Annotated in this window: 11 protein-coding genes and 1 tRNA gene; 5 read left to right on the top strand and 7 right to left on the bottom strand. The window is 68.0% G+C overall.

Annotated elements, in window-relative coordinates:
* Nucleotides 1-379 precede the first annotated feature (379 nt).
* From ACFXNW_RS05565 to ACFXNW_RS05555, 3 genes are all read right to left on the bottom strand, one after another.
* On the bottom strand, nucleotides 380-7759 hold the full coding sequence (locus tag ACFXNW_RS05565; protein ID WP_379416085.1) for an amino acid adenylation domain-containing protein: 7380 nt from the start codon (nucleotides 7757-7759) through the stop codon (nucleotides 380-382).
* A 262-nt stretch (nucleotides 7760-8021) separates the two neighbouring features.
* Nucleotides 8022-9005 carry a DNA-binding response regulator gene (locus ACFXNW_RS05560; RefSeq protein ID WP_379416083.1) on the bottom strand — a complete coding sequence of 328 codons (984 nt, stop codon included), beginning with the start codon at nucleotides 9003-9005 and terminating at the stop codon, nucleotides 8022-8024.
* A gap of 87 nt (nucleotides 9006-9092) precedes the next feature.
* Nucleotides 9093-9962 (bottom strand): M23 family metallopeptidase, encoded by an 870-nt coding sequence (locus ACFXNW_RS05555; protein ID WP_379416082.1) that lies wholly within the window; start codon nucleotides 9960-9962, stop codon nucleotides 9093-9095.
* 229 nt (nucleotides 9963-10191) lie between these two features.
* Between ACFXNW_RS05555 and ACFXNW_RS05550 the strand changes: the two genes are divergently transcribed.
* Complete coding sequence (locus tag ACFXNW_RS05550) at nucleotides 10192-11238, top strand: nitronate monooxygenase (RefSeq protein WP_379416081.1); 1047 nt, start codon at nucleotides 10192-10194, stop codon at nucleotides 11236-11238.
* Between the two features lie 57 nt (nucleotides 11239-11295).
* On the top strand, nucleotides 11296-11688 hold the full coding sequence (locus ACFXNW_RS05545) for an SCO5389 family protein (RefSeq protein WP_379416079.1): 393 nt from the start codon (nucleotides 11296-11298) through the stop codon (nucleotides 11686-11688).
* Between the two features lie 107 nt (nucleotides 11689-11795).
* On the opposite strand, the gene ACFXNW_RS05540 is transcribed toward ACFXNW_RS05545, so the two are convergent.
* The 3 genes from ACFXNW_RS05540 to ACFXNW_RS05530 form a co-directional block, all read right to left on the bottom strand.
* Complete coding sequence (locus tag ACFXNW_RS05540) at nucleotides 11796-13442, bottom strand: long-chain fatty acid--CoA ligase (protein ID WP_379416078.1); 1647 nt, start codon at nucleotides 13440-13442, stop codon at nucleotides 11796-11798.
* A 198-nt stretch (nucleotides 13443-13640) separates the two neighbouring features.
* Nucleotides 13641-14489: an LLM class flavin-dependent oxidoreductase gene (locus ACFXNW_RS05535; protein ID WP_379416076.1), complete on the bottom strand. Its 849-nt coding sequence runs from the start codon at nucleotides 14487-14489 to the stop codon at nucleotides 13641-13643.
* Nucleotides 14490-14663: 174 nt separating this feature from the next.
* Nucleotides 14664-14840 carry a hypothetical protein gene (locus ACFXNW_RS05530; RefSeq protein WP_379416075.1) on the bottom strand — a complete coding sequence of 59 codons (177 nt, stop codon included), beginning with the start codon at nucleotides 14838-14840 and terminating at the stop codon, nucleotides 14664-14666.
* A gap of 331 nt (nucleotides 14841-15171) precedes the next feature.
* On the opposite strand from ACFXNW_RS05530, the gene ACFXNW_RS05525 reads away from it, so the two are divergent.
* Both ACFXNW_RS05525 and ACFXNW_RS05520 read left to right on the top strand, forming a co-directional pair.
* Nucleotides 15172-16314 carry an acyl-CoA dehydrogenase family protein gene (locus ACFXNW_RS05525; protein WP_379416073.1) on the top strand — a complete coding sequence of 381 codons (1143 nt, stop codon included), beginning with the start codon at nucleotides 15172-15174 and terminating at the stop codon, nucleotides 16312-16314.
* Nucleotides 16315-16399: 85 nt separating this feature from the next.
* Entirely contained in the window at nucleotides 16400-17866 is a 1467-nt protein-coding gene (locus ACFXNW_RS05520; protein WP_379416072.1) for a flavin-containing monooxygenase, read from the top strand.
* A 30-nt stretch (nucleotides 17867-17896) separates the two neighbouring features.
* Here the strand turns inward: ACFXNW_RS05520 and ACFXNW_RS05515 are convergent, their stop codons facing one another.
* Entirely contained in the window at nucleotides 17897-18544 is a 648-nt protein-coding gene (locus tag ACFXNW_RS05515; RefSeq protein WP_379416070.1) for an RDD family protein, read from the bottom strand.
* 384 nt (nucleotides 18545-18928) lie between these two features.
* Between ACFXNW_RS05515 and ACFXNW_RS05510 the strand changes: the two genes are divergently transcribed.
* A tRNA-Arg gene (locus tag ACFXNW_RS05510) sits at nucleotides 18929-19001 on the top strand.
* Nucleotides 19002-19153 lie beyond the last annotated feature (152 nt).

The following is a 19153-nucleotide window of genomic DNA, read 5'->3' as shown; positions in this document are numbered from 1 at the left end:
GAGCGGGACGAGTCATCGGCGGTAGCTCCTACGGCGTCCCCGGACACCGATCACCGAGGACCGCCGCTCATGAGTCAGTCGTCCTTCGACTGCACCAATCATGAAAGTCTGCCCACCTAGCTGTCGAAACACGTCTTCGCCAGGCTCCCAGCGCTTCTGCCCATTCGCCAAACCGATACGCTGTGGCACTTATCACAAGCCTTGCCCACCTGCACCGACCCGAGTTATTGGGGCAAGAATTCATGGGGCATTCACCGAGCGAAACGCCGCCTAGTCACTTGACCAGCCAACTCTTCGCGTTGGTCGCCAGTGCGCGAGGCACCATCGAGGTGCCCGGCAAACGGGTCGGAGCCCGCCTGCCGGTCGCTCGGCACCGCTCTCAGGCCCGCCGCAGATCCGACAGCGCCAGCACCGTCTCGACACCCGACCACGCCGCCGGCGCCGCACCGTCACCGTCGATCACCACGGCCCGCAGATCCTCCAGCGCCGCTGGGTCGATGACGTCCAGTCCTGCCCGATCGGTCAGCACATGCGTGACCCACTCGTCGGCCAGCTCGTCGGCGAGGGCCGCCGTCCCCGGCACCAGCACGAGCGAGGCACCGACCGAACCGGCCGCGACCGCTTCGAGCACAGCACCGAACGAGTCGGCACTGCCGTGCTGGAACAACCGCGATTCGAAGCTCAGTTCGGCCGTCGCGACGAACCGGGCAGCCGCGGCGGCGAGATCGTCATAGCTCACCGACGCCACGGCGGCATAGGCCAGATCGGAACCACGCAGGGCACGGGTGCGATGAGCGTAGGTGACCGGACGCGGTGATTCCGCGGCGATCTCGGCGCTCACCGAGGAGTCGTCGAGCACCAGCCAATCGACCCCGGCGACCGCCTGAGCGCCGCCGGCGGTAATACCGACCTTGACGTCGAGCCCCGCCACCGCCGCCGCACCGATCGCCTCGAACGGCACCACCGCGGCACCGGCCTTGAGCACCGCCCAGGTGGCAACCACCGCGTCCACGCCACGATCCAGCCGCACCGCCACGCCGGCGCCGGGGCCACTGCCACGGGCGATGAGCACCCTGGCCAGCCGCGAGGACTTGGCGTCGAGGTCTTGGTAGGTGAATACGTCCGAGCCGGACACCACCGCAGGGCCGTCGGGATCGTCCTCGACGGTAGCGGCGAGGGTCTGGCTCAATGCGGTACCCGCGGTGGCGGCGACTTCGGCCTGCACCGGCTTGGCCACGGGTGCGGCCGTCATGCGCGCCCGCTCGACGGCGTCGAGGATATCGATATCGGCGATCCGGATCTGCGGATCGGCCGCCACCGCGATGAGGATGCGCTCGAAGCGCCTGCCGAAGGCCTGCGCCGTCGATTCGTCGAACAGATCGGTCGCGTAGGTCATGACGGTGATCAGCTCACCCGGTGCGCCGTCGTCCTCGTGCCGCGGGTCGACATTGACCTGCAGATCGAACTTCGCGGCAATGGCGCCCGCATCCAGCGCGGACACATTCAGGCCCGGCAGTTGCAGACTCGGCTGTTCATTGTTCTGGAACGACAGCACCGTGCCGAACAGCGGATTGTGCGCGGTCGCCCGGCCTGGCGCGACGACCTCGGCGACCCGCTCGAACGGGATATCGGAGTTCGCGAACGCCGCCAGATCGGTCTCCCTGGCCCGGTCGACCAGCTCGCCGAAGGCGCCTGCGGCCTCGACCCGGGTGCGCAACGCCAGCGTATTGACGAACATGCCGACCAGATCGTCGAGCGCGCGTTCGCCACGACCGGCGATGGGCGTACCGACGGCCACATCCGCATCACCCGACAGCCGCGACAGCAGCACTGCCAGTGCGGCGTGCACCACCATGAACAGCGTCGAATTGTGCTCGCGCGCTAGGCGGGTCAGCGCCTCGTGCACCTCGGCGGAGACGGCGAACCCGGTCGACGCGCCACGCATGGACGGGATGGCCGGACGCGGGCGGTCCAGCGGGAGTTCCAGTTCACCACTCAGGCCGTCGAGCTGGCTGCGCCAGTACGCCAACTGCCGTGCGGCGATGGAGTTCTCGTCGTCGTCGGTGCCGATGACCGCGCGCTGCCAGATCGCGAAGTCCGCGTACTGCACCTCCAGCGGCGACCAGCGCGGCGAATTACCGCCGATGCGCGCCAGGTAGGCGGACATCAGATCGCGGGCCAGCGGCGCCATGGACGCGCCATCGGCGGCGATATGGTGCACGACCATCGCGAGCAGATGCTCGTCGGCTCCGTTGCCGAGCAGCAGCGCGCGCACCGGAACCTGTTCGGTGACATCGAATCCGGTGGCCATCAATTCGGTGATCCGGCTGATCGGGTCCGCGGTGGTGACCGTTTCCAGCCCGCCGGGCAGTGCGGCGTTGACCGTCAGGATCTCCTGATAAGCCACCTCGTCCTGACCGGACGCCGCCGGATACCGGGTACGCAGGGTTTCGTGCCGTTCCAGCACGTCGGCCACCGCATTGCGCAACGCGGCCACATCGAGTGCGCCCGAGAGCCGGATGGCCAGCGGAATGTTGTAGGCGGGTGAGGCCGGATCGAACTGGTTGAGCACCCACATCCGCTGCTGTGCCAACGACAGTGGCGCCCGGTCGGTGCGCTCGGCCCGCTCCAGCGGCGGCCGTGCGGCCCCACCACCCGCACCCGGTTCCACCCTGGCCGCGAGTTCGGCGACGGTCGGCGCCTCGAACAGCTCGCGCACCGCGAGACCGGCGTCGAGCGCCTCGTTGATCCGCGCCACCGCACGAGTGGCCAGCAGCGAGTTGCCGCCGAGGCTGAAGAAATCGTCGTCGAGACCCACTTCGGCGGCGCCGAGCAGTCCGGCGAAGACCTCGGCCACGGCCTGCTCCACCGGCGAACCCGGCGCACGGAAGGTGGCGCCGGAGAAGAACTCCGGTGCGGGCAACGCCCTGCGGTCGAGTTTGCCGTTGGGAGTCAGCGGCAGTGCATCGAGCACGACGATGGCGTCGGGAACCATATAGCCGGTGAGGAATTCACCGACCTCGGTGCGCAGCGCCACCGGATCGAGCTCGGTGCCCGGCGCGCGATCGGCGGCGGGCACGACATAGCCGATCAACCGGTCACCGGTGTGCTCATCCGAGCGGACCAGTGCGACAGTCTGGCCGACGCCCGCGCACCGCAGCAGCGCCGCCTCGATCTCGCCGAGCTCGATGCGGAAGCCGCGCAGCTGCACCTGCTGGTCGCTGCGGCCCGCGTATTCGAGATTGGCGCGACCGCCGAAACCGACCCAGCGACCGATATCGCCGGTGCGGTACATCCGGGATCCCGGCGCGCCGAACGGGTTGGCCACGAACCTGGTCGCCGCAAGTCCCGGCCTGCCGAGGTAGCCGCGCGAGAGCTGCGCGCCCGCGACATAGATCTCCCCCGCGACGCCGACCGGCGCGGGATGCAGCCGGTCGTCGAGTACGAAGGCGTCGAGACCGGGCAGTGCCCGTCCGATGACGCTGGCCGGGTTGTCCACCAGCTGCTCGTCGACCGACAGGAACGACACGTGAACCGTCGTCTCGGTGATGCCGTACATGTTCACCAGCCACGGCGAGCTGTTCTCTGCGGCGTCGGGACCACCGTGGCGCTCGTACCAGCGCCGCAGCTGACGCATATCCAGCGCCTCACCACCGAAGACCACGTAGCGCAGCGCGAGCTTGCCTTCGTCGTCGGGATGCACGGCGCGATCGGCCTCGGCCAGCTGATAGAACGCCGACGGCGTCTGGTTCAGCACCGTCACCTGTTCGCGGATCAGCAACTCGCGGAACTGTTCCGGTGACCGCGAGGTCAGATAGTCGACCACGACGACAGCGCCGCCGTTGGCAAGCGCGCACCACAGTTCCCACACCGAGAAGTCGAAGGCGTAGGAGTGGAACAGCGTCCACACATCGGTTTCGTCGAACTCGAACTCCGACTGTGTGTTGGCGAACAGCTCCACCACATTGCGGTGCGCGACACCGACGCCCTTGGGCACACCGGTCGAACCGGAGGTGTAGATGACGTAGGCCAGATTGTCCGGCCGCAGCTTGGCGATCCGGTCGGCATCGGTGACGGGGCCGGCGGAGAAGGGCGCGGCATCCTCGACCAGCACCACCGGAATATCACCGGCCGGAACGGAATCGAGTTCGGCGGCAGTGGTCAGGATGCAGGTCGGCTTCGCGTCGCCGAGCATGAACTCGAGTCGCTGCGCCGGATAGGTGGTGTCGATGGGCAGGTAGCCGGCGCCGGCGGTGAGCACACCCAGCAGCGCGACCGGCAGTTCCTCGGTGCGCGGCAGTGCCACGGCGACAAGGGTTTCCGGACCCGCCCCTTGGGCGATGAGGGCGCGCGCCACCCGGTTGGCGCGGCGCTGCAATTCGCCGAAGCCGAGGGTGGTGCCGTTGAACCGGATGGCGTCGGCATCGGGGCGCCTGCGGGCCTGCGCCTGGATGAGGTCGACCAGCGTCACCTCGGGGATGGAAATGCCAGGGGTGTTCCATTCGCGCAGCACCAGTTCGCGTTCGCCCGGCGCCAGCACGTCCACGTCGCCGATGACCGTGGTGGAATCGGTGGCCGCGGCCGCGAGGATTCGGCCGAAACGGTCGGCGAAATCCTGCACGGTGGCAGCGTCGAACAGATCGGTGGCGTAGGTGAACGCGGCCGAGATGCCCTGCGGCGCACCGTGGCGGTCGATGTTCTCCACCAGCGCGAGCTGCAGATCGAACTTGGCCAACGGCACCGCGAGATCCACCCCCGCCACCTTCAGCCCGGGCAGTTCAAGCTCGGTCTGAGCGAGGTTCTGGAAGGTCAGCATCACCTGGAACAGCGGATGCCGCGACGCCGAGCGCACCGGGTCCAGCAACTCCACGAGCCGCTCGAACGGCACATCGGCGTGCCCGAAGGCCTCCACGTCGGTACGGCGGACCGCGGCAAGCAGCTCATCGAAGGACGCGCCGGGATCGACCTCGCTGCGCAACACCAGGGTGTTGACGAACATGCCGATCAGATCGTCGAGCGCGGCCTCACCGCGGCCCGCGACGGGCGTGCCGATAGCGATATCCCTGGTCCCCGACAGCCGGGCCAGCAGTGCGGCCAGCGCGGCGTGCACAACCATGAACAGGGTCGAATTGTGCTGGTGGGCCAGCCGAGTCAGCGAGGCGTGCACGTCGGCGTCGATCTCGAAGCCCAGCGTGGCGCCACGGTTGGACGCCACAGCGGGGCGCGGCCGATCCGCAGGCAGCTCCAGCTGCTCGGGCAGGGCGACCAGTTCGTCACGCCAGTAGGCGATCTGCTGGGCCAGCACCGATTCCGAGTCGTCCTCGGTGCCGAGGATTTCGCGCTGCCAGATCGCGAAATCGGCGTACTGCACCTGCAGCGGCGGCCATTCCGGGGCGCCGCCGTGCGTGCGATCGACATAGGCCGCCATCAGATCGCGGGTCAGCGGGCCCATCGAGAACCCGTCACCTGCGATGTGGTGGATGACGCAGATCAGCACATGCTCGGTTTCGCTGAGCACCAGCAGCCGCAGCCGCACCGGCGGCGCGGCGGTGACATCGAATCCGGCGGTTACCGCGGCAGCCACCAGCTCGGGCACCTGTGCTTCGGTGGCGGGCTCGACCGTCAGCGCGGGCACCGCCCGCGGATCGCCGATCGGCAGCACCAGCTGATAGCCCTCGCCGTCGACCTCCGGGTAGCGGGTGCGCAGCACCTCGTGACGCTCGGTCAGATCGCGGACCGCGGCGCGCAGCGCGTCCACGTCCAGGCGGCCGGACAGGCGCACGGCAACGGGGATGTTGTTCACCGCGCTGTCGGGGTCGAAGCGGTTGAGGAACCACATCCGCTGCTGGGCGTAGGACAGCGGAATCCGTTCCGGGCGGGTCGCAGCGGTCAGCGCGCGACCGGCGGCCGAGCCCGAATGCTGTTCCACTCGGGCGGCGAGGGCGGCGACGGTGGTCGCCTCGAACAGCAGCTGCACCGGCACCCGCACATCCAGCGCGGAGCCGATCCGCGCGGCGGCCTGGGCTGCCAGCAGCGAGTTGCCGCCGAGCTCGAAGAAGTCGTCGTCGGCGCCGACCCGCTCGTCCTCGCCCGCGACCAGCAGTGCCGCGAAGACGTCGGCGACGATCTCCTCCACCGGGGTGGACGGCGCACGGAAGGCCCGCGCGGCGAAGACCGGTTCGGGCAGCGCGGCCCGGTCCAGCTTGCCGACCATGGTCAGCGGAATCTCGTCGAGCACCATGATCGAGGCCGGAATCATGTATCCCGGCAGCGATTCACCGATGAAGTCGGCCAGCTCGCCGGTGTCGATGGTGGTTCCGGCGCGCGGAAGCACATACGAGACCAGCGCCGTCGCACCCGAGGGCAGCGTCTTGCCCAGTGTGGCCGCGTAGTCGATATCCGAATGCGCGGTGAGCGCATTGTCGATCTCGCCCAGTTCGATCCGGAATCCGCGGATCTTGACCTGGAAATCGGATCGGCCCAGGTACTCGATGACGCCGCCGTCGGGGCCACCGGTTTCGCTGCGGCGCACCAGGTCACCGGTGCGGTACAGCCGCGCACCCGGATTGCCGGTGTCGGCGCCGAAGGGGCTTGCCACGAACCGCTCGGCGGTCAGGCCCGGGCGCCCCAGGTAGCCCTGGGCAAGCGCCGGACCGGACAGGTACAGCTCGCCGACCACACCGGCGGGCACCGGCCGCATCCGCGCATCCAGTACGAACGCACCGACGCCCGGGATGGCGGACCCGATGGTGATCGGGCCGTCTGCGGTCATCTGCGCGGTGCTGGTGGCCAGGATGGTGGCTTCGGTGGGGCCGTAGCCGTTGTAGAACTCCTGCCCGTCGGCCCAGCGCCCGACCAGTTCGGGGCCGAACTTGTCGCCGGCGACCACGACCACCTCGAGGTCGTCGAGCCCGGCCGGATCGACCGATTCCAGCGCACCCGGTGTGATCAGCATGTGGGTGACCTGCTCGCGACGCAGCAGATCCGACAGCTCGAATCCGCCGAACACCGTCGGCGGCGCGATCACCAGCGTCGCTCCGGAGGTGAAGGCGAGCAGCAGTTCCAGCACCGACACATCGAAGTTCGGCGAGCAGACGTGCAGCACCCGCGAGTCCTCGGTCACCCCGTAGTGCTCGCGCTCGGCGGCGACCAGGCCGGCCAGGCCGGCATGGGTGACCACGACGCCCTTGGGGCGGCCCGTCGAACCGGAGGTGTAGATGACATAGGCCGGATGGCGTTCGTCCAGCGGACGCACCCGGTCGGCGTAGGAGATCGGATGACTCGGCCGCTTCTCGATCCGCTCGGACAACACCGGATCGTCGAGCACCACCCAGTACACGCCCGTGCCGAGCACCGGACGATGCGCCATGGTGGTCAGACCGAAGGAAGCGCCGGAATCGGAGACGATGTGGTTGATGCGGTCGGCCGGATAACCGGGATCGACAGGCACATAGGCGGCGCCGGTCTTGGCCACCGCCCACACCGCGAGCACCGACTCCAGGCTGCGGGCGATCCCGATCGCGACCACATCACCCGGACCCACACCGCGCTCGATCAGATCCCGCGCGACCTGCGAGGACATCTGGTCGAGCTCCTGATAGGTCAGGGTGCGCTCGTCGTCGGGTTCACCCGTCGGGTTGTACCGGATCGCGACCGAGGAGGCCGAGGACTCCACCGCTGCGGTGAGCAGCTGTCCGAACAACGGGCTGCCCGAGCGGCGGCGACGGCTACCACGAGCGGAACGGCGGGCAGTTTCCATTCGAGTGCATTCACCTCTCGCGTCGAGCCAGAAACCCGGCCCTGCCCCACATCCAGGGCGCTGTCAGCCCGGGCCGGCGCGGTCCGGGCCATCATATAAGGCGTACCTCCGCATTCGCTCCGGCCGTGCGCGGGCTGGAGACGGACTACGTCCGGCAGTGCCAATTCTGCGCAGGCTATCCCCACGCCCGCTCATCGGTTGCAGCCGGTATATCGGGACGGCAGGTCCGATGTTGCAGTACTACCCGTTCCGATGAACCTCGTCACAGCCAGCCGCGACGGATCGCCTGCACGCCGGCCTGGAACCGGGTGCTGGCGCCGAGCCGCTCCAGCAGGCGCGCGGTCCGGCGCACCACGGTGCGCCGCGACATGCCGAGTCTGCGCGCGATGGTGTCGTCGGTGGCGCCGAGGCCCATCAATGTCAGGATCGCGCGATCGCGCTCGTCGAGGTCGGTCGCGGCCGGATGCACCGAGATCGGGGCGGCCAGCGACCACAGCACGTCGAAGGTCTTGACCAGCAGGTCGAGCCCTGGGGACCGGGTGATGCGCAAGCCCATGGGGTCCGAGCGGCGCTCGTCGGCGTGCAGGACCAGGCTGGCGCGCTCGTCATCGGCGACGATCAGCTTGAACGGCGGTTCGGGCAGGGTGCGAGCGCTGGCGCCGCGGGCATTGGTGGCCAGGGCGTGCCGCAGCCGCTCACCGTCCTGGTAGATGGTGTCCTGGTAGAGGGTGCGGTAGCGGATGCCGTCACCGATGCGGGACTGTTTGAGTTCGAACAGGCGCCGTTCGCGTTCCACATCGCTGAGGAACGGGCCGCGTTCGATCACCTTCACCGTGCGCCGGGCACCGACCTGCAGTTCTTCGAAATCTGCCAGCATCTCGAGCCGCTCGTAGACCGGAACCACCGCGCCGCTGCCCCGCGGTGAGCGGCGCACGGAGCGGAAGGTCTGGCTCAGCCGCGCGGCGGCCGCGTGCATGGTGGCGATTTCCTGCTGACGGCGCCGGGCCTCGGACTCGGACAGCGCCTCGGGGGCGTGCGCGTCCCACACCGGGATGCCATCGGAATCGGTGAGCCGGACCGCGGCCTGTACGTCACAGAGCCGGTCCAGCGCGGTGCGCGCCTGGGCCTCGGAAACGTCGAGGTGGTCGGCGATATCGGGGAGCCGGGTGCGCGGGTGGTGGACCAGCAGGGCGTACAGCCTGCCGTGCAGCGATCCGGGCTCGAATATGTCGGCGAGTTCGGTCATCGGCCACACCTCGCGGCCTGCCGATGGTCCCGAAATCCGGGCGAGCGCCAATGTCTCAATTGTCCAGGAGAAGGGGTCGCGGCCGGATCAGTGCGACGACGGGCCCCATTCCATGGGGACACCCTTGGAGGCCAGATACGGAATCGGGTCGATCTTGGCGCCACCCTGGTCCCAGATCTCCAGGTGCAGGTGCGGGCCGGTGGACTGGCCGCGGTTGCCGACGCTGGCGATGACGTCACCGGCGTTCACCCGCTGACCGGCCTGCACGAACATGTCGTTCACGTGGCCGTACACGGCGGTGGTGCCGTCGTCCTGCTGGATCCGGACCCAGAGGCCGAAGCCGGAGGCCGGGCCGGCCTCGACGACGGTGCCGCTGCTGACGGAGTGAATGGGTGCGCCGAGTGCGTCGGCGAAGTCGATGCCGTAGTGCATCGCGCCCCAGCGGCTGCCGTAGGAAGAGCTCAGGGCGCCCGCGACGGGGCGAACGGCGGGGGCCGGGGCCACCTGCTGCTGCAGATCCTTGAGCACCTGCTCGGCGTGGGCCAGCGGGCCCGCGATCTCGGGCGGCAGACCGCCGAGTCCGAACGGGGCGGCGACGGGAGCAGCAATCGGAGCGGCCACCGGGGTGACGGCCTCGGCGATCGGCGCCGGAGCGGCGGGCGCCTCGGCGGCCGGGGCCTGAGCGGCGGGCTCGGCGAAGGCGACGGGCGCGACATCATGGTCGGCGTCGTTGTCGTTGTGCGAACCGGGCAGCAGCGGCGACGCGTAGGCGATGGCCGGAGCGACCTGGGCAGCGGTACCGATCAGCGCGCCCGCGGCGACGGCGGCGGTGGCCGCGGCCTTCACGCGCTCGACGCGGCCGGCTTCGGCGCGGTGCCGCGTCGGCCGACCCTCGGCACCATCGCCGATGAGGCTGGAGACGGTAACGGAACTGGGGCCTACTCGGTGCTGCGGCAAAGCTTCGTCCTAGCGTCCGATGAACAATGGTCACGAATGCCGATCCCGGTGCCGACCGTTGGTAACGATCCGCCGGTACCGAGCGAAATAACGTTTCGGCATCCGTTGTGACGGGAACTCTACCCCGTCGTGACCATTTCGCAACCTTCGTGGCCGTTTGGATCACGTCTGCGCAGGTAATCGCCAGGTCATGGCTGCGCGTCGTTGATAACGGGACGACACTCGAACCGTGATCATCGACGACGTCAACGTTCCGATCGTGCTCGCACCCATGGCGGGCGGACCCTCCACTCCCGAACTCACCGCCGCGGTCGCCGAGGCCGGCGGATTCGGCGTACTGGCCGCGGGATATCTCACCGCGGCCGCCCTCGCCGAGCGCATCGCCGCCACCCGCTCGGCCACCTCGGCACCGTTCGGCGTGAACCTGTTCGTACCGAGCACGCCCACCCCTCCCGCCGTGTTCACCGGATATCTGGACACATTGCGCACACGATTCCCGGTCGGCGAACCGAAGTACGACACCGACGACTGGGACGCCAAGCTGGATCTGCTCATCGCCGATCCCGTCGCGGTCGTGACGTTCACCTTCGGCTGCCCATCGGCGGCCGAGGTGCGGCGCCTGCACGAAGTGGGCTCCGAGGTGTGGGTGACGGTCACCTCCCCCGCCGAGGCCACGATTGCCATCACGGCGGGCGCCGACCTGCTCGTCGCCCAGGGCTCCGAGGCGGGTGGACACCGCGCCACCTTCGTCGACCGCGTTGCCGACGATGCCGCCGATCCGCTCGGACTGTTGGCCTTGCTGCAACTGCTCACCACATCGACGGACCGGCCGGTCGTCGCCGCGGGCGGCATCGCCACCGGCGCCGGTATCGCCGCGACCCTCGCCGCCGGTGCCGCCGCCGCACAACTGGGGACCGCATTCCTCCAGTCCCCGGAAGCCGGTACCAATCAACTAGTGCGCGACGCGATCGGCGGCGACACCCCGACCATGCTGACCCGCGCCTTCACCGGACGACGGGCGCGCGGCCTGCGCAACCGCTTCCTCACCGACTTCACCGCTGACGCACCCGTCGCCTACCCGGAGATCCACTACGCCACAGGGCCATTGCGCGCAGCCGCCCGAACCTCCGGTGACGCCGACGCCGTGAACCTGTGGGCAGGGCAAGCGCATTCGCTGACCAGGCCGTTACCGGCCGCCGAGCTGGTCGCGAAGCTCGCCGCCGAAACGAAAACCGCGCTGGAATCAGCACTTTCACGACGAATCCGGTCTTGTTGACAACGACTTTCGTTTAGACTCGGGTGGCCGATCGCAGCGAACCGACAGGAGAGCGCTATGTCCCTCGATGTCCCCACCGCACTGCTCGAACGCGCCGAACGAGGCGAGGTAGACGACGCCGAGTTCGTCGAATGTGTCAAGAACTCACTGCCCTACGCCTGGGAAGTGGTCAGCCGCGTCGCCGGTGAACTGCAGTCCGGCACGGCCGAATTCGCCGATAACGAGGTTCCGCCGCCGGACGAGGTCGCCCGCGGTCAACTGCTGCGCGCCTTGGCCTCCGACGCCATCCGCGGCGGGCTGGAACGGCATTTCGGCGTGAAGCTGGCCTTCCAGAACTGCCACCGGGTGGCGGCGTTCCCGCTGGCGGCGGTAGGCGGGGAGACCTATACGACCTTCATCGGGACGCGGGCGCAGCTGCTCAACCAGAGCCCCGAACTGCGTAACTGCTAGTCGCGGGCCGCGCGGTATCGCGCGAATACGGATGCGCGACACCGTCGAACACAGCGAACGGCCCTGCTCGGACAACCGAGCAGGGCCGTTCGTCGTTCCGTATGAGCTCAGGCGAGGGTGATCACCGACAGATCACCGTCGGCGTACTGGGCGCGCAGGCGCTTCTTGTCGAACTTGCCGACGCTGGTCTTCGGGACCTCCGTGATGAACGTCCAGCGTTCCGGCAGCTGCCATTTCGCGAACTTGCCCGCGAGGTACTCGCGCAGTTCTTCGGCCTGCTTCTCCGCGGCTTCCGCACCCTCGGCGAGCACGATGGCCACCAGGGGGCGCTCATCCCACTTCTCGTCCGGTACGCCGATGACCGCGGCCTCGGCGACCGACGGGTGACCCATGACCGCGTTCTCCAGGTCGACAGAGGAGATCCACTCGCCGCCGGACTTGATGACGTCCTTGGAGCGGTCCACCAGGGTGAGGTAGCCGTTCGGGCTGATCTTGCCGACGTCGCCGGTGCGCAGCCAGCCGTTGTCGAACTTGTCGGGATCGACCACGGAGCCGTCGGGCGAATAGTAGGAGCCGGTGATCCACGGCCCGCGCACCTCGAGCTCGCCGAGGGATTCACCGTCGTTGGGCACCACGCTGCCGTCATCGGCGACCAGCCGCGCCTGCACACCGGCCGGGAAGCGGCCCTGGGTGACCCGGTAGGCCCATTCCTCTTCGCCTTCGACGCCGGCAGGCGGATGCGCGACGCTGCCGAGCGGCGAAGTCTCGGTCATCCCCCAGGCATGGATCACCCGCACGCCGTGCTGTTCCTGGAAGGCGCGCATCATCGACGGCGGCACAGCCGAACCACCGACGACCGCCGATCGCAGATGAGTGATGTCCTGCGGCGCAGCCGCCAGCCCGGCCAGCACACCGCCCCAGATGGTCGGCACTGCGGCGGCGAAGGTCGGCTTGACCGATGCCATCATCTCCAGCAGCGGACCCGGCTGCAGGAAACGATCCGGCATCAGCAGATTCGCACCCGCCATCAACGCCGCGTACGGCAGGCCCCAGGCATTGGCATGGAACAGCGGCACGATCGCGAGGATGGTGTCGGTGTTGTAGAGCCCCATACCGTTCGGTGAGGCGACCTGGGTGGCGTGCAACCAGTTCGAGCGGTGCGAGTAGACGACGCCCTTCGGGTCACCGGTGGTGCCGGAGGTGTAACACATCGCGGCGGCCGAACGTTCGTCGACGACCGGGAAGTCGAAGGTGTCGGACTGCGCGTCGAGCAGCTCCCGGTAGGAGTGCACCTGCACGCCCTCGGGGGCGGTGAGTGTGGACGCGTCACCGTTGGCGACGATGACGTGGCGGACCGTCGTCAGCCGCGGCAGGTACTGGGCGAACATCGGCACCAGCGTGCCGTCCACGATGACGACCTGGTCCTCGGCATGGTTGGCCACGAACACCAGCTGATCCGGGAACAGCCGGATGTTGAGCGCGTGCAGTACCGCACCCATCGCCGGGACGGCGACGTAGGCGACCAGATGCTCGTTGTTGTTCCACATGAACGTGCCGACCCGGTCGCCGTCGCCGATACCGAGCCCACGCAGCGCATTCGCCAGCCGCGCCGAATCGGCGCCGACCTCGCGGTAGGTCATCGTGCGCACGCCCGCACCGGTCCAGGTGGACACGGTGGCATCACCGACGAACGTCGACGCGTAATTCAACAACGTCGCCAGCGACAGCTGGTCGTCCTGCATGGTGCTCAACATCGAAAAGGACCCCTCACTCTCGGGCGAACGGCCACGCCCCGGCACCTCGACCAGGACATGAGCCACATCACACCGGGGAGCCTACCCAACAGTAGGCAGGGTGGGGTGGGGAACTTCGTGGTGGTGGGTGGCACCGCCGACCGGATCCACCGCGTCGGTCCGGCATCGGCATATAGATGCCAGACCGACGGCAAAAGGTCAGTCGATCACATCGGCGATGCGGTCGACCTGCTCCGGATCACTGCCGAAGCAGTACAGAACAACCTCATCGGCTCCGAGGTCGGCGAACTGCTTGATCACCGTGCGGATCTCGTCGGTAGTGGTGCGCAGCCCCGACAGCATGTTCTCGGCCCAGCCGGTGAACTCGTAATAAGCGCCGATGGCCGCGCGGGCGTCGTCGACAACGTCTTGGGGGCCGAGTGCGGCATTGACCTGGGCGACGATCCGCGGCTCGCCCACGCGGCCATGCTCATGCCAGGACTTGCGGACCGAGTCGAACAGATCGGCCGCCCAATTCGGCGGGACCGCGGACAGGAATCCGTCGCCCCAGCGCGCGACACGTTCCAATGCCACCGGTTTGAAGCCGCCGAACAGCAGCTCGGGGCCACCCGGGCGGATCGGCGCGGGACCGATCGGCCCGCAATCGGCGCTGTATGGCTCGCCGGACCAGAGGCGACGGAGCTGAGCCAGCTGTTCATCCAGCCGACGGCCACGCGTGCGCAACTCGGTACCGGTAGCCAGGTGATCATCGGCACGGCCGCCGACACCGAGGCCGAGCACCAGCCGTCCACCGGACATGCGGTCAAGTGTCGCAACCTGTTTGGCGAGCAAGGTGGTGTCCCGCAAGGGCGCAAGCAGCACCTCGGTCTGCACTCGGATACGGCTGGTGGCACCCGCGACGACCGACAGCGCGATCAGTGGTTCGGGATTGTCGTAGACGACTCGGTCGAGCAGCCCAAGGGTCGAGAACGGTCCGTCGTCGGCACGGCGAGCCCAATCGAGCAGGGTGACGGGATCGGCGATAGGCATTCCGAGTCCGATATGCATGGATTCCTCCAGGAAAATGGGTGGGCAAAATCTGCCGCCCACTCCAACGCCTGGATCATGAGGCGAGGGCTCCCACTCTGCGGCTGTACTTCCAGAGAGCACCAATCGGATTACGACCACTATAAATTCGGGCCGCCGGTCTCGCAAACCGAATGTCCCACGCCGGCCTCGCCATCAGTGCGGCAGCCCGCTCTCGTCGTAGTCCACCAGTTCATCGCAGGTGCGATCGTCGATCACGGGCAGATCGGCACATTGGTGCCGGACTGCGGCAAGCCCAGCGCGCAACGGCTCGGGGTCTATGCTGCTCGATATTCGATCCGCGCCACCCGGGGACCCGGCACTGGATTCCATGCCGGAATTCTGCACGACGCAACGATCGGTCGGGTGCGTGCCGGCGGCACCCCCAGCTTGCCGCCGGCACAGATCCCGGCGTCCGGAACCCGACAAGTGTTTAGCCGCCTGCGCGCTGTCGTGCCAACTCCCCGTGACAAAAATAGACCCGACCGAGACCCGTGCGCGCTTGCATCGCGAGGGTCTCGCCTATCGCGAAATCGAGGTCGACGCCCTGAGCTGCGGTTTCCCTGGGATCTCCGCGTAGACCGCCGACCCGGGATTCACGTGCATCTGCACGCGCATAACGTGAGCAGCATCCGACACGACGCGACCAGCGGGAGTTGACACCATGGCTGTGGACCGAATGCTGCCCACCCCGGAGGCCCGGGACCTGATCGAGCTGACCCGCGACCTCGCGGACAAGGTACTGCAACCGCGGGTCGTGGAATGCGAAAAGACCGAAACCTTCCCCGACGGCGTCTTCCCGGCCCTCGGCGCGGCCGGTCTGCTCAGCCTGCCGTATCCCGAGGAGTTCGGTGGTGGTGGGCAGCCCTACGAGGTGTATCTGCAAGTGCTCGAGGAGCTCGGCGCACGGTGGGCCGCGGTCGCGGTGGCGGTGAGCGTGCACAGCCTGTCGTGTTTTCCGCTGTTCACCTTCGGTACCGATGAGCAGAAGCAGCGCTGGCTGCCGACCATGCTCTCTGGTGAAACCATCGGCGCCTACAGCCTTTCCGAGCCGCACGCCGGTTCCGACGCCGCGGCCCTGCGCTGCCGCGCCACCGCCGTCGAGGACGGTTACCGGATCAACGGCTCGAAGGCTTGGATCACCAATGGCGGCCGCGCCGATTTCTCCACCCTGTTCGCCCGCACCGGCGAAGGCTCGCGCGGAGTCTCCTGTTTCCTGGTCCCGAACGACACCGAGGGGCTGAGTTTCGGCAAGCCCGAGGAGAAGATGGGCCTGCGCGCGGTCCCGACCACCACCGCGAGCTACGACGACGCGTTCATCCCCGCCGAACGGATGATCGGTGACGAAGGCGAGGGCCTGACCATCGCGTTCAGCGCCCTGGATTCCGGCCGCCTCGGCATCGCCGCGGTAGCGACCGGCTTGGCTCAGCGCGCACTCGATGACGCCGTCGCCTACGCCAAGGAGCGAGAAGCGTTCGGCAAGCACATCATCGACCACCAGGGTCTGGGTTTCGTCCTCGCCGATATGGCCGCCGCCGTCGATTCGGCCCGCGCCACCTATCTCGATGCCGCCCGCCGCCGCGATGCCGGACTGCCGTATTCGCGGCAGGCCAGCGTGGCCAAATTGGTGGCCACCGACGCCGCCATGAAGGTCACCACCGACGCGGTGCAGGTGCTCGGCGGCTACGGCTACACCCAGGATTTCCCCGTCGAGCGGTACATGCGCGAGGCCAAGGTCATGCAGATTTTCGAGGGCACCAACCAGATCCAGCGGCTGGTCATCGCCCGGCAGCTCGCCGGGAAGTAGGCCATCCGGCCCGCATGGCCGGAAATGTGGATTTCTTGTCCGTCGATCTCTTCGGACCAGCCCGTTTCCGGCTTACGCTCGAACCATGACATCGCCGTCGATCATCATCATCGGAGCCGGTTTCGGCGGGCTCGGTATGGCTCTGGAGCTGCGTCGCGCGGGGATTGGTCACTTCACCATCCTGGAACGCGCGGCCGACCTCGGCGGCGTATGGCGGGAGAACACCTACCCGGGCGCCGCATGCGATGTGCCGTCTCCGCTGTACTCCTGGTCCTACGAGCCGAAATCCGATTGGCCGCGGCGGTTTTCCGAACAGGCCGATATCCATGCCTACATGCGGGGGGTCGCCGACAAGTACGGGCTGACCCGGCATATCCAGTTCGGCACCGAAGTTACCGACGCCGAGTTCGACGAGCAGACCGCGCAGTGGCAGGTCCGCCTCGCCGACGGCTCCCGGCTCACCGCCGATGTGCTGATCTCCGCGGTCGGCCAACTCTCCCGCCCGGCCATGCCGAACATCGCGGGCATGGACACCTTCACCGGACCCGCGTTCCACTCCGCCGAATGGGATCACAGCGTCGATCTGACCGGTAAGCGAGTGGCTTGCATCGGTACCGGCGCCAGCGCCATCCAATACATTCCGCAGATCCAGCCGCAGGTCGACAAGCTGACGCTGTTCCAGCGCTCGGCCGCCTGGATCATCCCCAAGCCCGATATCGCGTACAAGCCGATTCACCACACGATGTTCAAATACCTGCCGCCGCTGCGGATGGCCGAACGGTTCGTGGCGTGGTCGTTCTTCGAGCTCATCGCCCTGGCCATCACCGATGTGCCCGGACTCAAGGGCCCAGTCGTCGCGATCGCGGACCGGCACCGCGACAAGCAGGTCGCCGATCCGGAACTGCGCGCCAAGCTCACGCCCGACTACGAGGCGGGGTGCAAGCGCGGACTGCTGTCCAACGACTACTTCCCCGCCCTCACCCAGCCGAATGTGCACGTGGAAACCACCGCCATCACCGAGATCACGCCCAACGGCGTGCGCACCGCTGACGGGGTGGAGCACAAGGTCGACGTCATCATCTACGGCACCGGATTCAAGGGCACCGAATTCCTCGCCCCGATGAACATCTACGGCACTGGCGGCCGCAAACTCGCCGACACCTGGGCCGACGAAGGCGCCCGCGCATACCTCGGCGTCTCCGTTCCCGAATTCCCCAACCTGTTCATGATGTACGGCCCGAACACCAACGTCGGCGCCGGTTCCATCATCTACATGCTGGAAGCTCAGGCCCGCTACATCCGCCAGATCGTCGAATACCTCACCACCCGCCCAGGCCGCGCCCTCGCCGCCCGCCCCGACACCGAGCAGAACTGGGACGACTGGCTCCAGAAGCGCCTGAAGGACACCCCCTGGAACTTCTGCTCCAGCTGGTACCGCAACGCCTCCGGTCGCATCACCAACAACTGGCCTGGCGCGACCTTGCTGTACAGCTGGAAGACGCGGCGTTTCGACCCGGCCGATTACGCGGAGTCCCGGGTGCGCGTCTCCTGATCAGGCCCTGCGCCGACCTCCGCACGCGTGTCAACGTGCCCGCACGACAACCGAGTTGACGACCTTGTCATGCCAGGTCTGATGCTTGGCATCCCAGAGCGGCCATAGGCTGTCCAGCAGTCCTAGGATCCCGAACACTAAGCAGAATCCGGCGTTGTAGAGCAACATTTGGACGACCCACCGGCCGAGCGCAATGCGCCAGCCCATCGGCCGACCGGTTGCTTCCAGGATCACCGCGATACCGAGCAGCTTCTTCCCCAGCGACTGGCCGGTCCTGCCCTGCCGGATCACCTGATTCCACACGATGACCGCGAGCAGCGTGAGGCCACCGACCACTGCGATGAGGATGCCCGCCCCGTTGGGGTCGGCATCCGCAGTGGGTCCGTACTGCTCCCGCGCTGCCCTGGTCGGAGCGGTGGCGATAATCAGCCCGATCGACAGGATGATCACGCCGGGCACCACGGCCAGCATGGCGTCGATCAAGTACGCGACGACTCGGGACCACCACGAGGCGTACGCGTACGCCGGCGGCGCCGGAAGGGCAGACGGCGCCATGCCGGGCGGCCCCGACGGATACGCGTACGGCTGCCCGTAGGACTGCTGCGGGTACGGCTGCCCGTAGGACACCGGATGCTCGCGGTAGCCCCATCGCTGCGGATCAGAGTTCGGGTTCGACACCGCACACCTCCTCCGGTCACAGATCGCGGGACCCCGTCGCGGTCGACCGCGTCGAACGGGCACTGCCGGTGCACCCTGTGCACACTGAGAATTCTTCGCGCTACGCACTCCGCGAACATCACCCGAACGGTCTACACACGCCGTCCCTCGGTGTGAAACATTTCCACCCGGAGGGTGATGCGGCCAGCGGTTACGCCTCGGCGCTCCCCCCCGCTCGAAGCGGCTCGATTGCGGTTCGACACAGATCCAGCCGAACGAGAACCCTGCAGGCCCCGAACTGACCGCACATCCACCGTGTCGCGTGGCACAGGCCCTACAAGGTAGGCTCTCCAACCGGGATCGGAGTCCGGTCGGCGGAGACGTCATCCAGCGACTCGACCCCCAGCCCTCGTAGCTCAGGGGATAGAGCACCGCTCTCCTAAAGCGGGTGTCGCAGGTTCGAATCCTGCCGAGGGCACAACACCTATGCAGGTCAGGCGGGCTGCTTCTCGGAAACTTCCGGGCCCGCCCCTCCCCCAGTCCGCAGCGAATCCCGTGCGGGCGGAATCGAGTCTCGTCGCCACGTCATCCAGATCGTCATCGAACAGGGTTAATGGTGACGTCAGGTAT

The sequence above is a fragment of the Nocardia sp. NPDC059180 genome, assembly GCF_042754945.1.
In the GTDB taxonomy this organism is placed as follows: Bacteria; Actinomycetota; Actinomycetes; order Mycobacteriales; family Mycobacteriaceae; genus Nocardia.
The sequence above is the reverse complement of the archived record's forward strand: the minus strand, read 5'-3'. Positions and strand labels throughout refer to the sequence as shown.

What these genes read in the sequence shown, in the direction of transcription:
- ACFXNW_RS05565 (WP_379416085.1), bottom strand. Translation starts at nt 7,759, where the DNA reads ATGGAAACTGCCCGCCGTTCCGCTCGTGGTAGCCGTCGCCGCCGCTCG.
- ACFXNW_RS05560 (WP_379416083.1), bottom strand. Translation starts at nt 9,005, where the DNA reads ATGACCGAACTCGCCGACATATTCGAGCCCGGATCGCTGCACGGCAGG.
- ACFXNW_RS05545 (WP_379416079.1), top strand. Translation starts at nt 11,296, where the DNA reads ATGTCCCTCGATGTCCCCACCGCACTGCTCGAACGCGCCGAACGAGGC.
- ACFXNW_RS05540 (WP_379416078.1), bottom strand. Translation starts at nt 13,442, where the DNA reads ATGTTGAGCACCATGCAGGACGACCAGCTGTCGCTGGCGACGTTGTTG.
- ACFXNW_RS05535 (WP_379416076.1), bottom strand. Translation starts at nt 14,489, where the DNA reads ATGCATATCGGACTCGGAATGCCTATCGCCGATCCCGTCACCCTGCTC.
- ACFXNW_RS05530 (WP_379416075.1), bottom strand. Translation starts at nt 14,840, where the DNA reads ATGGAATCCAGTGCCGGGTCCCCGGGTGGCGCGGATCGAATATCGAGC.
- ACFXNW_RS05525 (WP_379416073.1), top strand. Translation starts at nt 15,172, where the DNA reads ATGGCTGTGGACCGAATGCTGCCCACCCCGGAGGCCCGGGACCTGATC.
- ACFXNW_RS05520 (WP_379416072.1), top strand. Translation starts at nt 16,400, where the DNA reads ATGACATCGCCGTCGATCATCATCATCGGAGCCGGTTTCGGCGGGCTC.